This window comes from Microbacterium sp. CIAB417, from assembly GCF_022788845.1.
This window is the reverse complement of sequence record NZ_JAHZUT010000005.1, coordinates 244,738-266,697: the sequence shown is the minus strand read 5'-3', so window position 1 is coordinate 266,697 and position 21,960 is coordinate 244,738. Positions and strand designations below refer to the sequence as shown.

General features: G+C 69.6%; 20 protein-coding genes. 12 read left to right on the top strand and 8 right to left on the bottom strand.

Features of this window, described 5'->3' with window-relative positions:
- Positions 1-258: 258 nt before the first annotated feature.
- A complete protein-coding gene (locus KYX17_RS22085) occupies positions 259-1,137 on the bottom strand; it encodes an alpha/beta fold hydrolase (RefSeq protein WP_243229567.1) in 879 nt (292 codons plus the stop codon).
- A gap of 53 nt (positions 1,138-1,190) precedes the next feature.
- Positions 1,191-1,931 (bottom strand): copper homeostasis protein CutC, encoded by a 741-nt coding sequence (locus KYX17_RS22080; RefSeq protein WP_243229566.1) that lies wholly within the window; start codon positions 1,929-1,931, stop codon positions 1,191-1,193.
- A gap of 225 nt (positions 1,932-2,156) precedes the next feature.
- On the opposite strand from KYX17_RS22080, the gene KYX17_RS22075 reads away from it, so the two are divergent.
- Genes KYX17_RS22075 through KYX17_RS22045 form a run of 7 tightly spaced genes read left to right on the top strand, consistent with a single transcriptional unit; the run spans position 2,157 to position 9,537 of the window.
- Positions 2,157-3,140 (top strand): sugar ABC transporter permease, encoded by a 984-nt coding sequence (locus KYX17_RS22075; RefSeq protein WP_283818205.1) that lies wholly within the window; start codon positions 2,157-2,159, stop codon positions 3,138-3,140.
- The gene (locus tag KYX17_RS22070; RefSeq protein WP_243229565.1) at positions 3,140-3,829 is read left to right on the top strand and encodes a YesL family protein; all 690 of its coding nucleotides are present in this window, start codon (positions 3,140-3,142) and stop codon (positions 3,827-3,829) included. The genes KYX17_RS22075 and KYX17_RS22070 overlap by 1 nt, the downstream gene beginning before the upstream one ends.
- Complete coding sequence (locus KYX17_RS22065; protein ID WP_243229564.1) at positions 3,826-5,340, top strand: extracellular solute-binding protein; 1,515 nt, start codon at positions 3,826-3,828, stop codon at positions 5,338-5,340. Before KYX17_RS22070 ends, KYX17_RS22065 begins: the two co-directional genes overlap by 4 nt.
- A gap of 1 nt (position 5,341) precedes the next feature.
- Positions 5,342-6,634 carry a glycoside hydrolase family 28 protein gene (locus KYX17_RS22060; RefSeq protein ID WP_243229563.1) on the top strand — a complete coding sequence of 431 codons (1,293 nt, stop codon included), beginning with the start codon at positions 5,342-5,344 and terminating at the stop codon, positions 6,632-6,634.
- Positions 6,631-7,107: a hypothetical protein gene (locus KYX17_RS22055; protein ID WP_243229562.1), complete on the top strand. Its 477-nt coding sequence runs from the start codon at positions 6,631-6,633 to the stop codon at positions 7,105-7,107. Before KYX17_RS22060 ends, KYX17_RS22055 begins: the two co-directional genes overlap by 4 nt.
- Complete coding sequence (locus KYX17_RS22050) at positions 7,104-8,042, top strand: carbohydrate ABC transporter permease (protein ID WP_243229561.1); 939 nt, start codon at positions 7,104-7,106, stop codon at positions 8,040-8,042. Before KYX17_RS22055 ends, KYX17_RS22050 begins: the two co-directional genes overlap by 4 nt.
- 28 nt (positions 8,043-8,070) lie before the next feature.
- On the top strand, positions 8,071-9,537 hold the full coding sequence (locus tag KYX17_RS22045) for a deoxyguanosinetriphosphate triphosphohydrolase family protein (RefSeq protein ID WP_243229560.1): 1,467 nt from the start codon (positions 8,071-8,073) through the stop codon (positions 9,535-9,537).
- Between the two features lie 21 nt (positions 9,538-9,558).
- Here the strand turns inward: KYX17_RS22045 and KYX17_RS22040 are convergent, their stop codons facing one another.
- The 4 genes from KYX17_RS22040 to KYX17_RS22025 are packed head-to-tail and all read right to left on the bottom strand — an operon-like array spanning position 9,559 to position 14,229.
- Complete coding sequence (locus KYX17_RS22040; RefSeq protein ID WP_243229559.1) at positions 9,559-10,878, bottom strand: serine hydrolase; 1,320 nt, start codon at positions 10,876-10,878, stop codon at positions 9,559-9,561.
- On the bottom strand, positions 10,875-11,690 hold the full coding sequence (locus KYX17_RS22035; RefSeq protein ID WP_243229558.1) for a PmoA family protein: 816 nt from the start codon (positions 11,688-11,690) through the stop codon (positions 10,875-10,877). Before KYX17_RS22035 ends, KYX17_RS22040 begins: the two co-directional genes overlap by 4 nt.
- Complete coding sequence (locus KYX17_RS22030; RefSeq protein WP_243229557.1) at positions 11,687-12,703, bottom strand: LacI family DNA-binding transcriptional regulator; 1,017 nt, start codon at positions 12,701-12,703, stop codon at positions 11,687-11,689. The genes KYX17_RS22035 and KYX17_RS22030 overlap by 4 nt, the downstream gene beginning before the upstream one ends.
- Positions 12,704-12,705: 2 nt before the next feature.
- The gene (locus KYX17_RS22025) at positions 12,706-14,229 is read right to left on the bottom strand and encodes a glycoside hydrolase 43 family protein (protein ID WP_243229556.1); all 1,524 of its coding nucleotides are present in this window, start codon (positions 14,227-14,229) and stop codon (positions 12,706-12,708) included.
- Positions 14,230-14,311: 82 nt separating this feature from the next.
- Between KYX17_RS22025 and KYX17_RS22020 the strand changes: the two genes are divergently transcribed.
- The 5 genes from KYX17_RS22020 to KYX17_RS22000 all read left to right on the top strand — a co-directional run bounded on the left by KYX17_RS22020 (position 14,312) and on the right by KYX17_RS22000 (position 19,846).
- The gene (locus KYX17_RS22020) at positions 14,312-14,752 is read left to right on the top strand and encodes a MarR family winged helix-turn-helix transcriptional regulator (protein WP_243229555.1); all 441 of its coding nucleotides are present in this window, start codon (positions 14,312-14,314) and stop codon (positions 14,750-14,752) included.
- Between the two features lie 62 nt (positions 14,753-14,814).
- A complete protein-coding gene (locus KYX17_RS22015) occupies positions 14,815-16,149 on the top strand; it encodes an MFS transporter (RefSeq protein ID WP_243229893.1) in 1,335 nt (444 codons plus the stop codon).
- A gap of 59 nt (positions 16,150-16,208) precedes the next feature.
- Complete coding sequence (locus KYX17_RS22010) at positions 16,209-18,107, top strand: BCCT family transporter (RefSeq protein WP_243229554.1); 1,899 nt, start codon at positions 16,209-16,211, stop codon at positions 18,105-18,107.
- A 59-nt stretch (positions 18,108-18,166) separates the two neighbouring features.
- Entirely contained in the window at positions 18,167-18,343 is a 177-nt protein-coding gene (locus KYX17_RS22005; protein WP_243229553.1) for a hypothetical protein, read from the top strand.
- A 171-nt stretch (positions 18,344-18,514) separates the two neighbouring features.
- Positions 18,515-19,846, top strand: a complete 1,332-nt coding sequence (locus tag KYX17_RS22000) for an MFS transporter (RefSeq protein ID WP_243229552.1) — start codon at positions 18,515-18,517, stop codon at positions 19,844-19,846.
- Positions 19,847-19,871: 25 nt separating this feature from the next.
- Here the strand turns inward: KYX17_RS22000 and rocD are convergent, their stop codons facing one another.
- Together rocD and ddaH are read right to left on the bottom strand one after the other, a co-directional pair.
- Positions 19,872-21,074: an ornithine--oxo-acid transaminase gene (rocD, locus tag KYX17_RS21995; RefSeq protein WP_243229551.1), complete on the bottom strand. Its 1,203-nt coding sequence runs from the start codon at positions 21,072-21,074 to the stop codon at positions 19,872-19,874.
- Entirely contained in the window at positions 21,071-21,952 is an 882-nt protein-coding gene (ddaH, locus tag KYX17_RS21990) for a dimethylargininase (protein ID WP_243229550.1), read from the bottom strand. The genes rocD and ddaH overlap by 4 nt, the downstream gene beginning before the upstream one ends.
- Between the last annotated feature and the right edge of the window lie 8 nt (positions 21,953-21,960).

Sequence of the window (21,960 nt, the reverse complement as noted above, 5' to 3'; positions counted from 1 at the left end):
ACCCCGCGCGGCCAGCCACTCGCCCCGCCCGCCCCGGCCGCCCCGGCGAAACCTCTCCTCCCCGACGACAAACCTCCCCTCCGTGACAAACCTCTCCTCCGTGACGAGACCTCTCGTTATGCACGTGAATACGACGGGGTCTCGTGAATACGGAGAGGTTTGTGCGGGAGGAAGGTGAGGGGACGCGAGGGGACGGGAGGGACGCGGGGGCGCGAACCAGCGCGGGGCACGGACCGGCGGGGGCGGGATGCTCGGAGATCAGTCGCGGGCGGGGATGTGCCGGTCGAGCCACGCGAGCAGGTCGGCGCGCACCTCACCCTGCTGAAGGTCGTTGAAGATCTCGTGCCGGGCATCCGGATAGACCAGGGTCGTCACATCCGTGAGGCCGGAACGCGTGCGGTACTCGTCCGCGAGCCGGTGCACGCTGCGAGGGCCGCCCACCGGGTCGTCGCGGCCGACCAGGAGCAGCAGGGGGATGTCCCGGCCGAGGTCCTTCCGCGGCCGCCCGTAGAGCTTGAGCGCCTCGATCGGACCGAACAGCTTCAGCAGCGGAACGCTCGTCGTGAGCGGGTCCTCGTCGAACGCCTTCCACACGGCGGGATCCCGGCTGAGCCACTCGAACCCGGTGGCGTCCGCGCCCTCCCATCGCGCGTTCAGCGGTGCGGCGTTGAGCATGAGCGGCGTGCGCAGCGCCGAGCCGGAGAGCACGACGGCGTCCCACGCGTCGGGATGGTCGTTGAGGAGCATCTGCGCGAGGAACGACCCCCACGAGTGCCCGAACAGCACGAGCGGCAGATCCGGGTTCTCGTCGCGGATGATGCCGGTGAGCTGCCAGATCGCGTCCCGCGCGGCGTGGAGCCCGCCCTTGCCCAGGCGCCCGAGCTTCGCGGCATCCCCATGCTGACGCATGCCGGTGCGCCCGTGCCCGCGATGGTCGTCGGCGTACACGTGGAACCCGGTGCGCGTCAGCGCCGCGATGAGCTCCCCGTAGCGGCCGGCGTGCTCGCCGACGCCGTGCAGCAGCTGAACGACTCCCCGCGGCTTCCCCTGCGCGGGATGCACGTCGTAGACGATCGTGATGCCGTGCGCATCGATGAACTCGGCGGTGCGGGACGCGGCATTGCGGGGGGCGGCCATGGCAGAGAGTCTACGGATGCCGTGCGGTCGTGTCCCCCTCGTGTCGCCGGGCGTCAGAGTCCCAGCGCGGCCCGCACCGCGAACGCGGCGTCGCGGTCGGTGACCTCGTGCCCGCCCACGCCGTCCGAGGCGGAGCCCATCCGCACGCCGCCGTCCTCGGCGACGGTGCGCTTGGCGGAGAAGTGCACCGCGTCGACCCCTGTCGCGGCGATCGCGGGGACGGATGCCGCATCCACCCCGCTGCCGGCCATCACCTCGATGCGGCCCTGGGCCTCCTCGACGAGACGGCGCAGGGTTTCGAGTCCGTCGATCGCGGCGGAGGCGCCGCCCGAGGTGAGCACGCGCGCGAGGCCCAGCTCCCGCGCCGCCCGGAGCGTCTCGATCGGGTCTGCCGTCACGTCGATCGCGCGGTGCAGCGTCACCGGAGCCCCGTTCGCGGCGTCCGCCAGGCGGGCCATGGCGTCCCGATCGAGTGCGCCGGACGCGTCCAGGCATCCGACGACGACGCCGGCCGCCCCCGCCGCGATCGCGAAGCGCACATCGCGCTCGATCACCGCGACCTCGTCCGCGTCGTAGCGGAATCCCCCGGCGCGCGGCCGCACGAGAACGTGAACCTCGGGGCCGTCGGCACCCGCGGCTTCGAGCGCGAGCTCGAGAGTCGCGGGCGAGGGCGTGAGGCCGCCGAGGGCGAGGCCCTGGGTGAGCTCGACGCGCGCGGCGCCGACCTCCCGGGCGATGCGGACTCCGGCCGGATCCTGGACGGCGAGCTCGAGTGCGATGGTCACGGCATCCATTCTGTCGTCCTCCGCGCCGGACCACGGCTCGCGATCGCACCCCCTAGGGTCGGAGAAGCGCTTCGATCACGGTTCCACAACCGGCGGTTGTTGCCGATCCGATCCCGTGCTACTCTCGGGAAACCGGTTACCGAAGAAGCGTTTTCTGACGTGACCGCACCCGAACTCGATGACGAGCGCAGGAAGAGGCCCGATGGTGACCGATCTCGCGATGCGGACGCAGGCATGACCGTGCTGGACGCACCCAAGGCCGCCCAGCCGGACGTCCCCGAGGCGCAGGACGCACCCCCGATCACGCACCGCCCCCGCCCGTGGTGGCAGCAGATCTGGCGCCACAAGGCGCTGTACCTCATGGCCCTGCCCGGCATCGCGTACTTCATCATCTTCAAGTACGTCCCGATGGGCGGCCTGGTCATCGCCTTCCAGGACTACTCGCCGTTCCGCGGCATCACCGGAAGTCCCTGGGTCGGTTTCGAGCACTTCATCCGGTTCTTCACCGAAGACACCTTCCTGATGCTGCTGACCAACACAGTGGTCATCTCGATGCTGCTGCTGATCTTCTCGTTCCCGGTGCCGATCATCCTGGCGCTGATGCTGAACGAGGTGCGGACCCGACTGTTCCAGCGCAGCGTGCAGACCGTCATCTACCTGCCCCATTTCATGTCGTGGGTCATCGTCGTCTCGCTGTTCTACGTGATGCTCACCACCGACGGCGGCAGCATCAACACCCTGCTCGCCTCCTGGGGTCTCGACCCGATCCCGTTCCTCACGGACCCGAACTGGCTGCGCCCGCTGTACACCGTCCAGGAGATCTGGAAGACCGCCGGATGGGGCACGATCATCTACCTCGCCGCGATGACCGCGGTCGACATCCAGCTGTACGAAGCCGCCGAGATCGACGGCGCGGGGCGGTGGCTTCAGACCTGGCACATCACGCTTCCCGCGATCCGCCCGACTATCGTCGTGATGTTCATCCTGTCGATCGGCGACTTCCTCGAGCTCGGCTTCGAGCACATGTTCCTGCTGTTGAACTCGCTGAACCGCGAGGTCGGCGAGATCTTCGACACCTACGTGTACACGGCCGGCATCCAGAACGGTCAGCTCAGCTATGCCACCGCCGTGGGGCTGTTCAAGGGCCTGGTCGGCCTGCTCCTGGTCATCGCGGCGAACAAGCTCGCCAAGAAGCTCGGCGAGGAGGGCGTGTACTGATGTTCTCGTTCGAGGGCTTCATGCGGATCAACCTGTTCCTGCGCGGGATGTACCGCCTCGCCTACCTCAACCTGCTCTGGATCGCCGCGACGGTCGCCGGCCTGGTCGTCTTCGGAATCGGCCCGGCGTCCTACGCGGTCGCGGCCTACATCGACCGCTGGTTCCGCTTCGGGGAGACCCCGCCCGTGACCCGTGCCTTCGTGGGCCATCTGCGCACGCAGTACTGGCGTTCGGCGGCGATGGGCTGGATCCTCGGCGCCGCCGCAGCCATCGTCATCACCAACATCTTCCTGGCGTCGGACTGGTTCCTGCAGTTCGCCAACGTGATGGCGCTCATCGCCGTCGGCATCGTCGCCGCCTACGTCTTCCCGGTGATGGCCGCGACCGACGTGCGCGGCATCGGCCGCCAGCTCGGCACGGCACTCATGATCGGCGTCGGCTCGCTGCACTGGACGATCGTCGCGACGGCGGCCGTCGTCGCCTGCACCTGGCTGCTGGCGACCTACGCGCTGCCGCTGCTCGTCCTGTTCGGCGTCGCCATCCCGGCGGCGGCCGTGGGCTTCGTGACGCGCATCGTCTTCGGCCGGATCGTCGCGGACGCCGCAGCCGAGGCCCTCCTGACCTCACCCCCCGGAGCACACGAAACCACGCGCGCTCCCGCCCACCTTGCGAGAGGAAGATCACAATGAGGAATCACCCCAGGCTCGGAATCGCCGTCGCTTCCGCTGCCGTCGTCGCACTCGCGCTGACCGGATGCGGCGCATCCAGCGACGCGTCCGACGGCGGATCCGCCGAGATCCCCGAGAAGATCACGTGGATGGCGATGCTGCACACGCCGACCACGCCGGAAGCGGACGGCCCGATCCAGACGGCGCTCGAGGAGTACACCGGCACGGAGCTCGACTTCCAGTGGGTGCCGGATGCCTCCAAGGACGAGAAGATCAACGCCGCCCTCGCCTCGGACTCGCTCGCCGACATCACCTCCCTCACGAACATCTCGAACACCTCGGTGCGCCAGGCCCTGAAGTCGGGTCAGTTCTGGGACGTCGAGCCGTACCTGGACGAGTTCGAGAACCTCTCCCGGATCGATGAGAACACGATCGCCTCGGCACGCGTCGACGGCAAGCTCTACGGTGTCCCGTTCCAGAAGCCCGTGGCGCGATACGGCGTGCTGGTCCGCCAGGACTGGCTCGACAACCTCGGCCTCGAGACGCCCCACACGATCGAGGAGCTCGGCGAGGTCGCCGTCGCGTTCGCGACGCAGGACCCGGACGGCAACGGCCAGGACGACACCACCGGGTTCATCGACCGGCTGGAGAGCTTCAAGCTCGGCTTCAAGAGCCTCGCCGGCTATTTCGGCGCCGGGAACAACTTCGTCGTCACGGACGACGACGAGGTCGTCCCGACCTTCCAGACCGACGAGTTCAAGCAGGCCATGGAGTGGTACCGGGGCCTGTACGAGCAGGGCGCGGTCAACGGCGAGTTCGTGACGATGCAGAAGCAGAACCAGATCGACGCGATCGCGCAGGGCAAGGGCGGCATCGTCGTGACCGGCCTGTTCGAGGCGAAGAACTACATGAACCTCGCGCTCAGCGCCGACCCGAACACGCCCATGGCGTGGGCACTCATCAACGACATCACCTTCGAGGACGTGCCGCGACGCATCCTGTCGGACACGAACGGCGGCTTCGGCGGCTGGCTGGCGATGTCCACGACGCAGGTGAAGGACGAAGCCGAGCTGAGAGGCATCCTCGCCTTCATCGACAAGCTGCTCGACGAGGAGGCGTTCGCCCTCATGACGAACGGCATCGAGGACGAGCACTACACGGTGGACGCCGACGGCGTCGTGACCATCGCCGACCAGCCGAAGTGGGAGCAGGAGGTGCAGCCGTACAACTCCTCGCGTCCGTCCGACATCGTGACGACCTTCAAGAGCTCGACGCCGTATGTCGACGAGGGCAACGAGAAGATCGCCGAGAACGCGGAGTTCGCCGTCATCGACCCGTCGCTCCCGCTCTCGTCCGACGCTTTCGACCAGAGCTGGTCGACGATCCAGCAGGCCGCGAACGACGCGTACAACAAGTACATGGTGGGCCAGCTCGACATGGCCGGATACGAGGCGGCGATCGCCGATCTCGACGGCAAGGGTCTGTCCACCATCATCGAGGAGCTCAGCGCCTCGTACGCGGAGACGAAGTGACATGAGCGGGACGCAGGTGCAGAGCGAGATCGCTCGACTCGGCGCGAGCAGCGTGCAACGGACCACCCGTGCACTGCAGGCCGAGATCGACCGGGCCGCGGATTCGGGCGGCGGGCGCGTGACGATCGCGCCCGGCGTGCACGAGACCGGCGCTCTGCGCCTGCGCTCCCGCGTGGAGCTGCACCTCGAGGCGGGGGCGGTGCTGCGCTTCGTCCCCGACCCCGCCCTCTACCCGCCCGTGGCCGCCCGCTGGGAGGGCGCGTCCACCACGATCCACTCGCCGTGCATCTACGCGCGGGACGCCGTCGACGTGGCCATCACCGGCCGCGGCGTGATCGACGGGAGCGGCCGGCGCTGGTGGGATGCCCACCGCGACGGGACTCTGGCGTATCCGCGCCCCACGCTCATCGGCATCCACCAGAGCGAGCGCGTGGAGATCTCCGGCGTCACCCTGCGCGATTCCCCGGCCTGGACGGTCCATCCGCTGCTCTGCGACGACGTGCGCATCACCGGGATCCGCATCATCAACCCGCCGGACTCCCCCAACACCGACGGGATCGACCCGGAATCCTCGCGGAACGTCCGCATCAGCGACTGCCACATCGACGTCGGCGACGACTGCATCGCGATCAAGGCCGGCAGCGAGCGCTCACTCGACCGCGTGCCGTGCGAGAACATCGCGATCACGAACTGCACCATGATCCACGGCCACGGCGGCGTCGTGATCGGCAGCGAGATGTCCGGCGGCGTGCGCGGCGTCGTGATCTCGAACTGCGTGTTCCAGGGCACCGATCGCGGCATCCGGATCAAGACGCGGCGCGGCCGCGGCGGCACCGTCTCGGATGTCCGCGTGTCGAACATCGTCATGGATGCGGTGATGTGCCCGCTCGTCATCAACCCCTTCTACTTCTGCGGCCCCGAGGGCAGGCTCCCGATCGTGTCCGATCGCACGCCGCAGCCCGTCGACGAGGGCACGCCGCGCATCCGCGGCATCCATCTCGCTCACATCACGGCGACGAACGTCACCTCCTGCGCCGCGTGGCTGTCAGGGCTCCCCGAGGCACCCCTCGACGACGTGACCCTCGAGGACTTCTCGGTCTCGTTCGCGACGGATCCCGCACCCGCCGTCCCCGCCATGGCCGATGGCGTCCCGGCGATGGCCTCGGCGGGCGTGCACGCGCGGTTCACGACAGGACTGCGCATGGTCGGGCTGCGCATGACCGGAGTCGACGGCCCGGTTCTGGTCACCGACGGCACGGCGAGCCTCGAGACCCGCGGAGGTGCGCCGGTATGACTGCCATGACGAGCACTCCGGATGCCTCCGCCACCCCCTCTCCGTCCGCCGCGCCGTTCCGCCGTCGCCTCGAGCTGATCGTCGCCGCCGTCGGATTCGCCGCTGCGGCTGTCCTGCAGGGCGGCTTCGCGTTCGTGATCTCGCGCGCCGACGATCAGGCGCTGCAGGAATCGGTGCTGCCCGCGCTGCGAGCCGCCGGCCTCGAGGTGGCGGATGCCGACGCCCACGTCGCCCTCAACACCCTCGCGGGGTGGTTCGGGTTCTCGCTCATCCTCATCGCGCTGCTGTGCGCGATCGGCTGGTTCTTCGCCGCCTATCGCCCCCGGCGCCGCTCGACGGGCTGGTGGTTCTTCGGTGCGGGCCTGGCCTGCCTGTTCGGCACCCAATTGGTGCTCTACCCCGTCGCGTTCTTGTTCTTCCTCTCCGCAGCGCTGTTCGCGGTGCGCACGCCCATCCCCGGGAGCTCGAAATGACCCACACGGCACCTCCTGTCGACAGCGCGACGATCCCGATCCAGATCCGCCGCCAGGCCCGAAACCGCAGCCGGATCACCCCGGGGCGCCGGGTGTTCGGAATCATCAACGGGGCCGTCCTCATCGGCTTCGCTCTGGTGTGCGTCCTGCCGTTCGTGAATGTCCTCGCGAGCTCCCTCGCCACGCCGGGAGAACTGGCCACGCGTCCGTTCATCCTGTGGCCCGAGACGTTCAGCCTGGATGCCTACCGCTACATCCTCTCCACCCCGACGATCTTCCGCGCTCTCGGTGTCTCGGCGATCGTGACGATCGGCGGAACGTTCATCAGCCTGGTGCTGACAGCGTTCATGGCCTACGCACTGTCGAAGAAGCACCTCAAGGGACGCCGCGTCATCAACTTCCTGGTGCTGTTCACGATGCTGTTCGCCGGCGGCATGATCCCGACGTTCATCGTCGTCAAGAGCCTGGGGATGATCGATTCCCTGTGGTCGCTGATCATCCCGGTCGCGATCAACGCGTTCAACTTCGTCATCATGCGCAGCTTCTTCCAGGGCATCCCGGAGAGTCTGGAGGAGGCGGCCCGCATCGACGGCTGCTCGGAGCTGGGTGTCTTCTGGCGCATCGTGCTGCCGCTGTCTCTGGCGTCGATCGCGACGATCGGCCTGTTCTACGCCGTGTACTACTGGAACACCTACCAGAGCGCGATCCTGTACATCAACAGCTCAGAGCTGTGGCCGATCCAGGTGCTGCTGCGCCAGATCGTCATCGTGGCGAGCGGATTGAACGCCAGCGAGGCCGCGGTCGACATCGTGCCGCCCGCGCAGTCCGTGCGCATGGCGGTCATCTTCGTCGCGACGCTGCCGATGCTCGTCGTGTACCCGTTCGTGCAGCGCTACTTCGTCAAGGGTGCGCTGGTCGGCTCGGTCAAGGGCTGAGAACCCGCCGGCGTGCCACACTGGGCGGATGACGGATGACCCGCGCCAGGAGCGACGCGCGCCCGAGACACTCGACGACTTCCAGCAGACAGAGGGGCATCCGCACTTCCGCGTCGACGTCGAGCGCATCCGGTTCTCGCCCTACTACTCGCGACTCTCCGCCGTCACCCAGGTGATCTCGCAGACGGGCGCGGGGCTCGCCGTGCACAACCGGCTCACGCACTCGATCAAGGTCGCCGCGGTCGCCAGAGCGATCGCGACGCATCTGTCCGCCCGCGACGACGAGGCGGGGCGGGTCGCCGCCGAACTCGGCGGCGCGCACCCGGTCGTCGTACAGGCCGCCGCGGCTGCCCATGATCTCGGCCATCCCCCGTTCGGCCATCTCGGCGAGCAGACCCTGGATCGCCTGGCGCGCAGCCGCTTCGGCCTGAGCGAGGGTTTCGAGGGCAACGCGCAGACGTTCCGCATCATCTCCCGTCTCGACGAGCACGACCGGCCAGGCGTCGGCCTCAACCTCACCGCCGCCGTGCGGGCCGCGGTCTTGAAGTATCCGTGGCGGCGCGGAGAGGGCGGGTCCCGCCGCGGCGGCGCGAGCAAGTTCAGCTTCTATGCGATCGACGAGCAGGACGCCCGCCTCGCGCTCGCCGCCTACCCCCTGATCGAACGCGGGCAGCAGACCGTCGAATGCTCGATCATGGACATCTCCGACGACATCGCGTACTCGCTGCACGACCTCGACGACTTCTATCGCGCCGGGCTCCTGAACGCGGTGACGCTGTCCGCGGAGTTCCACGGCTGGCATCGCGACCTCGCCCGTCTGCGCACAGTCGACGCCGACGCGCTGCGCGCGGATGCCCGCACGCCGGGGCACTCTCTGGAGCTGCTCTGGAGGCGCCTGGAGGAGAAGGACGCCTGGATCGCCGACCCCGACGCATTCGGCGAGGCGGTCGCCCGGGTCAAGGCCGAGGTCATCGACGGCCTGCTCTCCGAGCCGTTCGACGGGTCCCTCGCCACGGATCGCGCCCTCGCCCGGTTCACGACGGAGTGGATCGCGCGGCTGCAGTCCTCCGTCGAGGTGCACCGGCATCCGGACGTCCGCTCCGGACACGTCAGCCTCGACCGTCGCGCCTGGCACGAGGTCGCGGTGCTGAAGTTCCTGCACGAGCGGTTCATCCTGGAGCGCCCCGACCTCGCGGTGTACCAGCGCGGCCAGGCCACCGTGCTGGAGCGGCTGGTCGACGGGTTCACGGCCTGGCTCGACGATCCCGCCGACGCACGGCGTGCACCGCGCCGCCTGATCGACCTGGTCGAGCTCGCCCGAGACGACCACCGGCGGCTCGGCGGGCCGGGGTCCGCTGCCGACCGCGACCGGCTGGCCCGTGGTCGCGGCATCATCGACTACGTCGCTTCGCTCACCGACGCCCAGGCCGGCTCGCTCGACGCGCTGCTGGCCGGCCAGACCGAGCGCCTGTGGGACGCGGGACAGGGCCTGTAGTCCCGCCGTTGTCGACGCGGGTCAGATCCGGTAACTGCCGCGCCACGTCCAGGACGGATCGATCGCCGGTCCGAATCCCTGCGACATCGCGGTGAGAACGCCGTCATCGGCGGCCACCAGCCGCAGGCGCACCGACGCGACGTCGTCGCCCACGGCGCTGAGGCGCACGTCGAGCACGCCGGCAGCACTCCATCCGGCGGTGACGACGGTGTCGCCGAGCGCGGATCGGACGAACGTCGGCTTCAGGGTGGAGAAGGACACGTCGTGCTCGGCATCCCACCGCACTCGGCCGCCCGCGACGTCCAGCTCGAGACGCAGCGCGGCCGGCGCGTGCTCTCCCGTGAGCAGCGCCGCGTCGGTCTGCACGGTCCGTGCGTTCTCGGTGACGTGCGCCGGCGCGGGCGCGGCGAGCTCCGCTGCGGTCACGGCATCCGGCTCCAGCCCGGCGAGCGCCCGCAGGAACATGTCCGCGAGGCGCTGGTCACCGCCGACGAGCGGCGTGGTGTCCGCGGTGACGACGGCGGCGAGCGCGCGGTCGGGATCGCCGTAGACGATCTGCCCGCCGAGCCCGAACATCATCCAGGTTCCTCCACCGGGCAGCCACACCTGGCGACCGTAGCCGGCGCGCAGCGCCGCACCCCACGTCTGGGTCGCCGGGCCGCTGCGACGCTCGATCAGACGGGCGACGACGCGCTTCGGCAGGATGCGCCTGCCGGAGCGGACTCCGCCGCCGTTGATCGTCTCAGCGATCGGCAGCAGGTCGGCCGGCGCCATGATCAGTCCGGAGCCACCATGGCTGATGCCCTCGGGGCCGGTGAGGAAGCGCGCGTCCGAGCCGACTCCGAGCGGGGTGAGCAGCCGGGGGCGCAGGTATTCCAGCAGGGGCGCCCCCGAAAGGCGCTCGACGAGAGCGGCGAGGACGTAGGAGGCGCTGGTGTCGTAAGTGAACAGGGCCCCGGGCCGATGCGTCGGCGGCACTCGGAAGTACGAGGGCAGCCAGGAGTCGGAGGCCTCGACGTAGGTGGTCCTGCTGTGCGGACCGACCATCGCGAGCATGTCGTCGATGCGGGTCTGCGCCAGCCACTCGTGCACGGGGACGTGCTCCGGGAAATGCGTCGCGATCGGATCCGACAGGCTCAGCCTGCCCTCCTCGGCCAGCAGGAGCACGGCGAGGCCGGTGAAGGTCTTCGAGACGGAGTACATCCGATGGGGTGCGTCGGGTCCGAACGGCGCGATGCCGGATCTCACCACCGTGCGCCCCGCGATCGAGATCTCAAGCGAGTGCAGCGTGATGCCGGCGGCGTCCGCCTCGCCGAGCAGTGTCCGCAGCGGGTCGCTCACACGGGGTTCCGCATGCCGGCCAGCAGCGTCTCGGCGACGTCGGCGGGATCCGCCGGTGCGCGATCAGAGACCGAGACGGTCAGATCGAGGCGCAGGGATTCCCCCTGCTCGATCCGGCGTCGGCCGTCGACGGCGATCGCCGGACCGAAGCCCACGTATCCCTCGGCGCGCACGAACCACGGCATCCCGTTCGTACTGACGGCGACCAGGGCCGCGTCGCCGGCGTCGAGCGCGATCCATGACGAGCGCGATCCGTGCGCGTGCGCGACGCCGTCGCCGTCGGCGGTCCGCACGCGCGCTGAGGGGAACGGCGCACGCCAGAACAGTCCCCCGTAGAACGCGCCTTCGCGGCCGTTCGTCTGCGGGCTGCCGAACGTGATGATGCGGTCTGCCGCCCGCAGCTCGGAGGTCCAGGCGATCTCCCACACGCCATCCGCCGCGCGCGCCGAGATCGTGCGCTCCTCCTCCAGCAGCACCTCGCCGTGCGCGTCCAGCCACGCCAGGTGCTCGGTGACCGTGCCGTCCTGCATGCTCCGCGACTGCACGCGCTGCGTGCCGTGATTCGCGAGCAGCGTGGGGCCGCGGTCGCGCACATAGGTGCGACCGCCCCAGAACGTCGTGCCGTCGACGTCCGGGAACGCCGCACTGAGCCCGAGGTGGTGACGATGATCCTCGGGCTCCCGGTCGGAGACCGGCACTCCGGAGGGCGTGGTCGCCAGCAGGTACGGACGCGGAGACAGCAGCGGGTCGACGCCGCTGCCGTCGTGGTACTCGACGACGGCGGATCCGCTGCGCAGCAGCTCGATGCTCATGCGCGGCCCTTCGTGCTGCCCCGCGGCGCGAGCTCGGGCGAGAACATGATCGGCTCGCGCTCCGGATCTGCCGTCATCTCGGCGCGCAGCACGGTCCAGATCTTCTCGCCGATCTCACCCAGCCGCGACGTCATGGTCGTCAAGGACGGAGACGAGTACCGCGCGAACGGGATGTCGTCGAACCCGGCGACGGACAGGTCCTCCGGTACGCGCACTCCTTCCTCCGACAGCCGCCCGAGCAGCCCCAGCGCGACCACGTCGTTGTACGCGATCACCGCGGTCGCTCCGGTCTCGCTGACCGCGGGCCATGCGTCGTAACCGTCCTCGAACGAGTGGCCGCAGGGCACGTCGATGATCTCGACGTCGGCCTCGGACTCCCGGATCTCGGTCAGGCCGCGCTCGCGCTCCCAGTTCGCCCTGGCGTACGCGGGTCCGGCGAGGAAGGCGATCCTCCGGTGCCCCAAGCCGATCAGATGCCGGGCGAGGGCGATCACGCCTTCGTGATAGTCGATGAGCACGGAGCCCGCGTTCTTGCCGGTGGTCCGGTTGAACACCGCCACGGGCCCGATACGGGGCAGGAGCTCGAGCAGATCCGGTCGGGTCATGCGCGGAGAGAAGAGCGCGACGGCATCCGTACGATCGCGCAGGTCGCGAGCGAGATCGGGCTCCCTGTCGGCATCCTCGAACGAGTCCGTCACGACCACGTGATAGTCGTCCCGGGCCGCCGCCCGGTTGAAGCCGTGCAGCACCTGATGGAACATCGGGTTGCCGAGATCGGGCACCAGCACGCCCACCGTCCGGCTGACGCCGAGCGACAGCGACCGCGCGGTCTGGCTCGGCGTGTAGCCGAGCTCGTCGATGACCTGGCGCACCCGCTGAGCGATCTCGGCGTTGACCGTCGGGATGCCGTTGAGCACGCGCGACACGGTCGCCTTCGAGACCCCGGCCGCCTGCGCGATGTCATTGATCGTCGTCTCGCGGGTGGGCGCCGTCCGTGCGCGTCGTCCTGCCATCGTCATTCATCCCCGTTCACGATGCCGAAGGCGCGGAAGCGAGCGATCGTCTCGCCCGCTCCGTGCCTGCCCGCTGCGAACAGCGAGAGTGCGGCGCCCACCCAATGCCCTTCGACCGCGCGGAACTGCGGGTCGACGTCGATCCTCGTGTCGTCGAGGGTCAGCCCCACGCGCACGCGGGCGTCCGCGTCGACGTCCAGCACGACGCGCGCCCCGGCCGATGCGAGCGGCGTCCGCAGGATCACGCGCTCGCGCAGGTCGTCCTCATCGCGCACCGCCACGACGGCCTCCACGGCGTCCTCGGTCCGCCGCAGTCCCGCCCACACGTAGGCGAGCCCGAGCACGGCCATGCCTGCGCGCGCGCCCGGCTCGGAGTCGACGAGCTCCACATCCACCTCGGCCGTGCATGCCCAGCCCGGCAACGGCTGGGACAGCACGCGCGACAGTGTGCGCACGTTGTCGCCGTCCGGGCCGCCGCGCAGCAGCAGGCCGGGGCCTGCGGCGGAGACCACGGCCTCCGGATCCGGATCCGCCTCCCACTGCCACTGAGGACCGGGCACGCCGCCGGCGAAGTCGTCCGGTCGCACGAGCGTCCGAGAGCCCTGCCGCGCACCGAAGGGAGCGGGATGCCGCAGCACCGGCTGGGCCGGACCCCCGGCGACGGCTTCGCCCATGACCGGCCAGCCGTCCTCGCCCCACGCCATCGGCTGCAGGTGCAGGACCCGCCCGTACACTCCGCGGTCCTGGAAGTGCAGGAACCAGTCCCGGCCGGCACCGTCGTCGACCCAGGCGCCCTGGTGCGGGCCGTTGACCGCGGTGTCCCCCTGCGCGAGCACGATGCGGTGCTCGTAGGGCCCGAGGGGATGCCGCGCGCGGAACACGGTCTGCCATCCGGTCGCGACGCCGCCGGCAGGCGCGAAGATCCAGTACTCGCCGTCGCGCGTGTAGAACTTCGGACCTTCCAGCGTCGTGAACCCGTCCAGCCGGTTCCCGTCGATCACGTCGACCGCAGGTCCCGTCGTCGTGGTGAGCCCGGCATCGACCGGCACCACGCTGAGGACGTTCTTGCGCCCTGACCGCGAACGGGCCCACCCGTGCACCAGGTAGGTGCGGCCGTCGTCGTCCCACAGCGGGCACGGGTCGATGATGCCGAGACCCGGCAGCAGCAGCCGCGGAGGCGACCACGACCCTGCGGGATCCTCGGCGCTGACGACGAAGATCCCCTGATCCGGGTCGGGATAGATGACGTGGAAGAGCCCGTCGTGGTGCCGGATCGACGGAGCCCACACACCGCCGCCGTGCCGCGGCAGCGCGAACCAGGCGGCCGGCTCGTTGCGCTCCAGCGCGTATCCGATGCGGGTCCAGTTCACCAGGTCGTCGGAGACGAAGATCGGCAGCCCCGGGGCGCGGTGGAAGCTCGATGCCACGAGGTAGAAGCGATCACCGACGCGGATGGCGTCAGGATCCGGCACATCGGCATCGATGATCGGATTGCGATACTGGCTCGCGTCGTCGACGAGTTTCATCCCGTTCACGCTAGCCGAGAAACCGGTTCCTGTCCAAGCGGCACTCGCATGTGGGCGGAAATTTAGTTAGACTACCTAAGTAATGTCTGCCGCTGAGGATCCCCTGCACACCACCGCCACCGACCTCCGCCTCGCCACGTTCCGCCTGGCCCGACGTCTCCGCCGCGAGCGCGTGGACGACACCGTCAGCGACGCCCACTTCGCCGTGCTCGCCTGTCTCCACACGAACGGCCGACTGCTGATCGGCGAGCTCGCGCAGCGCGAGCGGGTCACCGCACCGACCATGTCCAACACCGTGGCGGCTCTCGTCGAGGACGGCTATGTGACCCGCGTGCAGGACGAGGACGACCGACGGCGGGTGCAGGTGGAGATCACGGATGCCGGGACCGCCGTCGTCACCGCGACCGTGCGCAAGCGCGACGCCGCGCTGGCCGACGCACTCGCGCAGCTCGACTTCTCCGAGGAAGAGCTGCAGATCCTCCGCGAAGCCAGTGCCCTGATGCGGAAGGTGGCCGAGCGATGAGCCCCACGCCCGCTCACCCCGCCGGCGCGTCGCGCCGAGCCTCCGGGCGCGGCGGCTCGGCCATGTTCCGCTCGTTCTCGAGCTTCAACTACCGCATCTGGTTCCTCGGCGCGCTCGTGTCCAACGTCGGCGGATGGATGCAGGCCACGGCGCAGGACTGGGTGGTGCTGACCGAGCTGACCGACAACGACGCGACCGCCATGGGCGTGACGATGGCTCTGCAGTTCGGGCCTCCCCTGGTGCTGGTGAGCCTGACGGGGTGGGTGGCCGACCGCTTCGACCGGCGCAGGATCCTGCTCGTGACCCAGATCACGCTGATGCTGCTCGCGCTCGGCGTGGCGGCGCTTCTGCTCACCGGCGTCATGACCCTGCCGCTGATGTTCTGCTTCGCCCTCGCGTTCGGCATGACGAACGCGTTCGACGCCCCGGCGCGTCAGGCCTTCGTCTCCGACATGGTGTCCATCGACGACGCCTCCAACGCCGTCGCGCTCAACTCCGCCTCCTTCAACATGGCCCGGCTGCTCGGCCCCGCGGTCGGCGGTCTCCTCATCGTCGCGGTCGGCACGGGCTGGGTGTTCGTCGCGAACGCCGTGACCTTCCTCGCCATGCTGGTCGCGCTGCTGCTGATGCGTCCGGGGGAGCTCATCCCCCGGGTGAAGAACCGCGCAGGTGGCGGGGGCATCGCCGAGGGTTTCCGCTACGCGTGGCGGCGCAGCGACCTGGCGGTGACGTTCGTGATGGTGTTCCTCATCGGGGCGTTCGGCATGAACTTCCCGATCTTCGCCTCGACGATGGCGCTGGAGTTCGGGCGCGAGGCCGACGGATACGGCCTGCTCAGCTCGGTGCTGGCGATCGGGTCGCTGGCGGGAGCGCTGCTGGCGGCGCGGCGCGATCGGGCGCGCATCCGCGTGTTCGTCCTCGCCGCCGGCGGTTTCGGCGTCGTCTCCCTCATCTCCGCCGCCATGCCGACGTACTGGACGTATGCTGCGACCCTGATGTTCGTCGGTTTCACCATCGTCACGATGATGACGACGGCGAACGGCTACGTCCAGACCACCACGGACCCCGCTCTGCGCGGCCGCGTGCTCGCCCTGTACATGGCGGTCATCATGGGCTCCACCCCGATCGGCGCGCCCATCGCCGGCTGGATCACGGACGCCTTCGGCCCGCGGGCGGCGATCGCGGTCGGCGGCTTCGCCGGGATCGCGGCGATGATGATCGGCGTGGGGTGGATGCTGATCTCCGGACGCCTGCACCGCCGTGAGGACGCCCGGTTCCTCCTGACGCTCGACGAGACACGTCCGCTCTCGGTGATCCGGGTCGAGCCGGAGGAGTTCAGCGACGAGGTCGCCGCGACGACGCCGATCCGCACGGAGCGCCGCGACCGGGATCGCTGACCCGGCACCGGGCCGGAGGTCCTCCCCCGCCGGCACCGCGATCTCGCTACCGTGGAAGGATGAGCGGACCGGAGAACGCGCACACCGCGGATGCCTCGGCATCCGTCCCGCAGACCGACACGGGCACGACGGAGCATCGGCGATCGCTTCCGCCGGTCCAGCGCTGGGTCTTCTGGCCCGCCGCGGGCATCATCCTCGTCTTCGTGACCTTCACGCTGATCGCGCCTGACCTCGCCGAGGCGATGTTCGGGGCCGTCCAGAGCACGATCGTCAACGCCTTCAACTGGTACTACGTCCTGATCGCCGCGATCTTCGTGGCGTTCAGCCTGTTCCTCGGGTTCAGCCGGTTCGGAGACATCAAGCTCGGGCGCGATGACGACGAGCCGGAGTTCTCGCTGATGAGCTGGTTCTCGCTGCTGTTCGCGGCCGGCATGGGCATCGGCCTGGTGTTCTACGGAGTCTCAGAGCCCCTCAGCCACTTCACGAATCCGCGGCCCGGCGTCACCGGAACGCCCGAGCAGCTCGCCCAGGCGGCGCTCGGGCAGACCTATCTGCACTGGGGTGTGCACGCCTGGTCGATCTACGTGGTGATCGGTCTCGCGCTCGCTTACGCGATCCACCGGCGCCGGCGCCCGATCTCCATCCGGTGGACGCTCGAACCGCTGCTGGGCAAGCGCGTGGAGGGCGGCTGGGGGCACGCGATCGATGTGATCGCGCTGGTGGGCACGCTGTTCGGCGTCGCCACGTCACTGGGTCTCGGCGTCATCCAGATCAGCGCCGGGCTCTCCAGCGCCGGCATCGGCCGGCCCGACGAACCGACCCAGGTCATCATCATCCTCGTCATCTCGGTCTTCGTCCTCGCATCCGTGCTCTCCGGCGTCACCAAGGGCATGAAGTGGCTGTCGAACGCGAACCTCGTCATGGCGGGCCTCCTCGTGCTCTACCTGCTCGTGATGGGTCCGACCGAGTTCCTCCTGCGCGACTTCGTGCAGTCGATCGGGTACTACATCCAGAACTTCGTCGGGCTCTCCTTCAACGTCAGCGCCTTCCAGGGCGAGGCCGGCGAGCAGTGGCAGGCGCAGTGGACGTCGTTCTACTGGGGCTGGTGGATCTCGTGGGCGCCGTTCGTCGGCATCTTCATCGCGCGCATCTCGAAGGGGCGCACCGTGCGCGAGTTCGTCGCCGGCGTCATCCTCGTGCCCACCCTGCTCGGCATCCTGTGGTTCGCCGTCATGGGCGGCTCCGCCCTGGCCCTGGAGCTCCAGTCGCCCGGAACGCTCACGAACGCGGACGGTTCGGTCGATGTGGAGGGCGCCCTGTTCGAACTGCTGCAGCATGTTCCGGGCACCACGATCGTCAGCATCGGCGCCATCCTGCTGATCTCGATCTTCTTCATCACCTCCGCGGACTCCGGCGCCCTGGTGATGGGCATGATCGCGACCGGAGGCCAGCAGAACCCGAAGCGCTGGATCCGCACGTTCTTCGTCGCCGTGACGGCGATCCTCGCGATCGCCCTGCTGCTCGCGGGCGGTCTCACCGCGCTCCAGACCGCCGCGATCACGATCGCTCTGCCGTTCAGCGTCGTCATGCTCCTGATCTGCTGGTCGACCACGGTCGCGTTCATCCGCGAGCGCCGCGCCTACGCCAGAGCCGAGCGGGCCCAGCTCATCGACAAGATCGGGGACTACTACGGTCTCGAGGTCGAATCGCGCGACGAGAAGGGCATCCTCGGGGCCCAGCCCCGGTGGCTGCGGCACCTGCAGCGCCGACTCGGGATGCCGGTGGCGCCGACCGTCCCGATCCGCATCCCTCCGGAGCTGCTCAGCGCGGAGAGCCGCGCGGATGCCGGGCCCGCGGTCCTCGACGTGGACGAGCTGGTGTCCGAGGACGAACTGTCGTCCTACGACGATCACGACATTCCCGAGCACGGCGAGAACCAGTCCCCGCCCGTGCAGTGAGGCACCGCCGGTTGTCAATGCCCTTAGGCCACGGCCTGCGTCGTCCGTAGCCTCGCAGCATGGACGAGAACACCGGACGGACACCGCATCCCGAGGAGCCCGCGGAGGGCCCCGACGTCGACGAGGAAGGCGCTCCTCTCGGCGGCGACGAGACGACTGAAGAGCAGCTGTCGGCCGACAATCCGGCGGAGGAGGACACCCTCCGCTCGCTCGACCCGGACGACAACCCGGCCTAGCACGTCACCCCATCCCGTGGCCGATCAGTCCGCAGCTTCGCGCGGCGGGCTGATCGGCCACCCCTGTGATGAAGGCGCATTCCCTCCTGAGGACCATGTGCGGTGAGCACATACGCGGGAACGGTCACGGTTCCTAGCCTGGACGGGACCGCCCCCTCACGAAGGAGTGACATGGCCGACGCCGTGACCGCCGACATCGACCGATCAGGACTGGACTCGAAGGAGCAGCGGCGCCGCGCCGTCGTGGGCAGCTCCGTGGGGACCATCATCGAGTGGTACGACTTCACGCTGTACGGTCTCGCCTCCGCCCTCATCTTCGCGCCGCTCTTCTTCCCCGGCGCGGGCACGCTCGCCGGCACCCTCGGCGCATTCGCGAGCTTCGCGGTGGGCTTCGGAGCGCGCCCCATCGGCGGACTCGTGTTCGCCCACTTCGGCGACCGCATCGGCCGCAAGGCCACCCTGCTGACCACACTGCTCATGATGGGGGTGGCGACGACCGTCATCGGGCTGCTGCCGACCGCCGAGACCATCGGCATCTGGGCGCCGATCCTGCTCATCGTGCTGCGCCTGTTCCAGGGTGCGGGCGCCGGCGCCGAGTTCGCCGGAGCCATGACGATGGCCAGCGAGTCCGCCCCCACGCGCAACCGCGCGTTCATCGCCGGATTCCCCGGTTCCGCCGTCTACGTGGGCATGGCCCTCGCGACGTGCACCTTCACGCTCGTCAGCCTGCTCCCGACCGAGCAGTTCCAGAGCTGGGGGTGGCGGCTTCCCTTCATCGCGAGCATCGTGATCGTCGCGTTCGCCCTCTACTTCCGCCTGCGGGTCAAGGAGACGGCGGCGTTCGAGGCCGTGGAGCGTCAGGGCGAGGTCACCTCCGCTCCGCTCGTCGAGGCCGTCCGCACGCACTGGCGGATCCTCCTGCCAGGCATGGCCCTTTTCGTGTTCGCCCTGCCGTGGGTGTACGTGGTGCAGACCTACTCCCTGCAGTACACGACGGGAACCCTGTCGGTCGATCCCACCCACGCGCTCATCGGGCTCGTGATCGCGGAGCTGCTGACCATCCCGGCCACGCTCCTGTGCGGCAGGCTCGCCGACCGGATCGGCCGCAAGCCCGTGCTGATGGCGGCTGCAGTCTTCGGCGTGCTCTTCGCCTTCCCGATGTTCCTGCTCTTCGACACCGAGAGCTCATTCCTCGTCGGCGTCTCGCTCGTGCTCGGCCTGGCCGTCATCCAGGGCGGCACGATCGGGGTCAGCGCGGCGATGCTCGCCGAGCTGTTCCCGACGCGGATGCGCTGGAGCGGCATCGCCATCTCGCGGGAGATCCCGGCGGCGCTGGTCGGCGGCACCGCCCCGCTCGTCGCCACGGCGCTCGTGGCGGCGACAGGCGGCACGCCCTGGCTTGTCGCAGCCTACCTCCTGGTGCTCAGCCTCATCGGCGTGCTCGGCATCCGCTTCCTGCCTGAGACCCTCGAGCGGGCGGCCGACGACATGTCACGGAACTGACCCGCCGGGCGCCCGCCTGAGAAGGTCACCCCTCCAGGACCAGCCGCAGCTGCTCGAGGGCCCAGTCGAGCTCCGTGGCGCGGATCACGAGCGGCGGGGCGATGCGGATCGTCTGGCCGTGCGTGTCCTTGACGAGCACTCCGCGCTCCAGGAGCCTCTCGGCGATCTCACGTCCCGTGCCCTTCGCAGGATCGATGTCGACGCCCGCCCAGAGCCCCGCGACGCGCACGCCGACGACGCCGTGGCCGACGAGCTTCTCCAGTCCGGTGGCCAGGTGGGCGCCGAGTGCGCGGGCGCGTTCCTGCACCTCGCCCGTCTCGAGCATCTCCACGACGCGCAGTCCCACCGCGGCGGCCAGCGGGTTGCCCCCGAACGTCGAGCCGTGCTCTCCTGGTCGGATCACCCCCAGCACGTCCCGGTCGCCGACGACGGCCGACACCGGCAGGATGCCGCCTCCGAGAGCCTTGCCCAGCAGGTAGAGGTCGGGGACGACGCCCTCGCGATCGCACGCGAACGTCTCCCCGACGCGCCCGAGACCCGCCTGGATCTCGTCGGCGATGAACAGCACGTTGCGCTCGGTGCAGATCTCCCGGATGCGGCGCAGGTATCCCTCCGGAGGGATCACGACCCCCGCCTCGCCCTGGATCGGCTCGACGAGCACGGCGGCGGTCTCGTCGGTGATCGCGGCGGCCACGGCATCCGCATCCCCGAACGGGACGACGTCGAAGCCGGTCATGAACGGGCCGAAGCCGCCGCGCGCGGACTCGTCGTCGCTGAAGCTGACGATCGTCGTCGTGCGCCCGTGGAAGTTGCCGGCCGCCACGACGATCCGCGCGGAGTCCGCAGGGATGCCCTTGACGCGGTACCCCCAGGCGCGGGCCACCTTGATCCCGGTCTCCACGGCTTCGGCGCCGGTGTTCATCGGCAGCACGAGCTCCTTGCCGCACAGGCGGGCGAGTGCCTCGGCGAACGGCTCGAGGCGGTCGTTCATGAACGCGCGGCTGGTGAGCGTTATCCGACCCAGCTGCTCGGTCGCCGCCGCGACGAGCGCGGGATGGCGGTGACCGAAGTTCACCGCGGAGTACGCGGCGAGGAGGTCCAGGTAGCGACGGCCCTCGACATCGGTCACCCACGCACCCTCGCCCCGAGCGATCGTGACCGGCAGGGGGTGGTAGTTCTCGGCGACGTGCGGCTCGAGGCCGGCGATGGGCGTCTGTGCAGCGGTCATTTCGCGTCCCGCAGTTCGAGCGTGCAGCACTTGATGCCGCCTCCGCCGAGCAGCAGCTCGGACAGGTCGATCATGATCGGGTTGTAGCCGCGTTCGCGCAGTTGCTTCTCGAAACCGGTCGCACGCGGCGAGATGATGACGTTGTAGCCGTCACTGGCCGAGTTGAGCCCGAACACGGCGCCGTCGGCATCCGACACGCGGATCGCGTCGGGGAAGCGCTCGGCGAGCTCGCGCTGCGAAGCCTCGTCGAACGCGTGCGGCAGGTAGGCGATGTTCGCGCGCTCCGGACCGCCGTTCTCCACTCCCTGGACGGGATCGAGCACGGCGATCGCCGTGTCGAGATGGTAGAAGCGGGGATCAACCAGGGTGAGCGAGACGACCTCGCGGCCGAACACCTCTCCGACCTCGCGGTGGCTGTCCCCCGTGGAACGGAATCCGGTCCCGGCCAGGATCACGTCGCCCACGAGCAGGAAGTCCCCCTCGCCCTCGTTGACCTCTTCGGGGACGACCGTGTCGTACCCGTGCGCGCGGAACCACTCCGCGAAGGCCGGGGCCTCGCCGGCTCGCTCGGTGAAGCGGAACCGCGGCACGTAGGCGCGGCCGTCGATGAGGAAGCCGCCGTTGGCCGTGTAGACCATGTCGGGGTAGCCGGCCAGCGGCTCGATGAGCTCGACCTCGTGCCCGAGCTCCAGATACAGGTCGTGCAGCTTCTGCCATTGCGCGACGGCCCTGGCCGTGTCGGTCGGCTTCGCCGGTTCCATCCACGGGTTGATCGTGTAGCTGACCGTGAAGTGCTCGGGGCGGCACATCAGGTAATGACGGCGGTAGGCCGTGCGGGTCGGGGCCGTGGTGGTGGCTACGGTCTCGGGCGTCGACATGGTGCTCC

Coding starts and splice junctions, on each gene's coding strand:
- KYX17_RS22005 (WP_243229553.1), top strand. CDS start 18,167: ATGGACGAGAACACCGGACGGACACCGCATCCCGAGGAGCCCGCGGAG.
- KYX17_RS22030 (WP_243229557.1), bottom strand. CDS start 12,703: ATGGCAGGACGACGCGCACGGACGGCGCCCACCCGCGAGACGACGATC.
- KYX17_RS22050 (WP_243229561.1), top strand. CDS start 7,104: ATGACCCACACGGCACCTCCTGTCGACAGCGCGACGATCCCGATCCAG.
- KYX17_RS22070 (WP_243229565.1), top strand. CDS start 3,140: ATGTTCTCGTTCGAGGGCTTCATGCGGATCAACCTGTTCCTGCGCGGG.
- KYX17_RS22065 (WP_243229564.1), top strand. CDS start 3,826: ATGAGGAATCACCCCAGGCTCGGAATCGCCGTCGCTTCCGCTGCCGTC.
- KYX17_RS22055 (WP_243229562.1), top strand. CDS start 6,631: ATGACTGCCATGACGAGCACTCCGGATGCCTCCGCCACCCCCTCTCCG.
- KYX17_RS22085 (WP_243229567.1), bottom strand. CDS start 1,137: ATGGCCGCCCCCCGCAATGCCGCGTCCCGCACCGCCGAGTTCATCGAT.
- KYX17_RS22060 (WP_243229563.1), top strand. CDS start 5,342: ATGAGCGGGACGCAGGTGCAGAGCGAGATCGCTCGACTCGGCGCGAGC.
- KYX17_RS22075 (WP_283818205.1), top strand. CDS start 2,157: ATGACCGTGCTGGACGCACCCAAGGCCGCCCAGCCGGACGTCCCCGAG.
- ddaH (WP_243229550.1), bottom strand. CDS start 21,952: ATGTCGACGCCCGAGACCGTAGCCACCACCACGGCCCCGACCCGCACG.
- KYX17_RS22080 (WP_243229566.1), bottom strand. CDS start 1,931: ATGGATGCCGTGACCATCGCACTCGAGCTCGCCGTCCAGGATCCGGCC.
- KYX17_RS22015 (WP_243229893.1), top strand. CDS start 14,815: ATGTTCCGCTCGTTCTCGAGCTTCAACTACCGCATCTGGTTCCTCGGC.
- KYX17_RS22025 (WP_243229556.1), bottom strand. CDS start 14,229: ATGAAACTCGTCGACGACGCGAGCCAGTATCGCAATCCGATCATCGAT.
- KYX17_RS22000 (WP_243229552.1), top strand. CDS start 18,515: ATGGCCGACGCCGTGACCGCCGACATCGACCGATCAGGACTGGACTCG.
- KYX17_RS22035 (WP_243229558.1), bottom strand. CDS start 11,690: ATGAGCATCGAGCTGCTGCGCAGCGGATCCGCCGTCGTCGAGTACCAC.
- KYX17_RS22010 (WP_243229554.1), top strand. CDS start 16,209: ATGAGCGGACCGGAGAACGCGCACACCGCGGATGCCTCGGCATCCGTC.
- KYX17_RS22045 (WP_243229560.1), top strand. CDS start 8,071: ATGACGGATGACCCGCGCCAGGAGCGACGCGCGCCCGAGACACTCGAC.
- KYX17_RS22020 (WP_243229555.1), top strand. CDS start 14,312: ATGTCTGCCGCTGAGGATCCCCTGCACACCACCGCCACCGACCTCCGC.
- rocD (WP_243229551.1), bottom strand. CDS start 21,074: ATGACCGCTGCACAGACGCCCATCGCCGGCCTCGAGCCGCACGTCGCC.